We start from the raw sequence: 1,327 nt of genomic DNA on the forward strand, positions 1-1,327 counted from the left end.
CGGGGCTTCCCCCATAAACGTGGACACCGATTTCAGGCGGCAGACTTCAGGCTATCTATCGTCTTCTCGTAGTCGATCGGGCTGAGCTGGCCGAGCCGGGAGTGCCGCCGGATCGTGTTGTAGCGGGTGATCCAGCCGAACACGGCCAGGCGGGCGGTGCGGGCGTCGGGCCAGTGGTGTGCGCCCTGCAGTGTCTCGCGTTTCAGACTCGCGTTGAAGGACTCGGCTGCCGCGTTGTCGGCGCTGGTGCCGACCGCGCCGCGCGAGCGGGTGACGCCGAGCCAGCGGCAGGCCCGCGCGAACTCCCGCGAGCAATACTGCGCCCCGTTGTCGGTGTGAAACACCGCGCCGTCCAGACGGCCGCCCCGGGTGTGCGCCGCGGCCTGCAACGCGTCGACAACAAGCTCGGTGCGCATGTGATCGGCGATCGACCAGCCCACCAGCCGACGCGAATACAGATCCACGACCGTGGCCAGGTAGAGGAACCGGCCGCCGCTGACGGGCAGATAGGTGATATCGCCGACGTAGCGGGTGTTCGGCTGCTCGGCGGTGAAGTCACGCCGGATCAGGTCCGGCACGGGTGCCGCGTCCGGTTCCGAGACGGTGGTGCGGACCTTCTTGCGTAGATGCAGCCCGGCGATGCCGTGCTCGCGCATCACCCGTTCCACCCGCTTGTGGTTGACCACGATCCCGGCCGCGCGCAGCTCGGCCGTCATCCGAGGCGAGCCGTAGGTGCCCTCATGCTCGGCATGGATCCGCCGCATCCGCCCGACCAGCCGCTCATCAGCCTGGCGGCGGGCCAACCGCGCCGCAACACCCTTCAACCATCGGTAGAAGCCTGAGCGTGACACCTGCAGCACCCGGCACAACCGCTTCACCCCGTAGAGCGCCTTGTGATCCTCAACAAACTGGAAGCGGTTCACCAGTTTGTCTCGTTCGCGAAAAGCTTGGCCGCCTTGCGCAGAATGTCCCGCTCTTGCTCCAGCTCCCGGATCCGCGCCTTGAGCTGCTTGTTCTCCTCTTCCAGCACGTCGTCCGAGGGTAGGGGTCCGGCCGAGGTGTCCTTGCCAGTGCTGACCCCGCCGGCCGCTCGCCGCCCGCCCTCACCCCGAGCCTGCGCGGCTCGTACCCACACCCGCAGCGTCTCGCGGCTGACTCCCAGATCCCGCGCGATCGACGTGATCGTCCGGTCCGGCCTCGACAGCACCAACGCCACCGCATCGGCCTTGAACTCGGGCGGGTAGTTCTTCATCACCATCAGGGACATCTCTTCCCCTGGACCTCAAGATCCAGTCTCTAAGGTGTCCACATTCAAGGGGGAACGTCC

Annotated in this window: 1 protein-coding gene; it reads right to left on the reverse strand. The window is 67.1% G+C overall.

What is annotated here, in order from left to right:
- Window positions 1-32 precede the first annotated feature (32 nt).
- Window positions 33-1,258 (reverse strand): IS3 family transposase gene (locus ACFYWM_RS44720; RefSeq protein ID WP_389928005.1). Its coding sequence is split into 2 segments (ribosomal slippage): window positions 33-946 and window positions 946-1,258, totalling 1,227 coding nucleotides; the frame shifts between segments, so codons are not numbered across the junction.
- Window positions 1,259-1,327 lie beyond the last annotated feature (69 nt).

This window comes from Streptosporangium sp. NPDC002721 (assembly GCF_042888905.1).
Taxonomy (GTDB): Bacteria; Actinomycetota; Actinomycetes; order Streptosporangiales; family Streptosporangiaceae; genus Streptosporangium.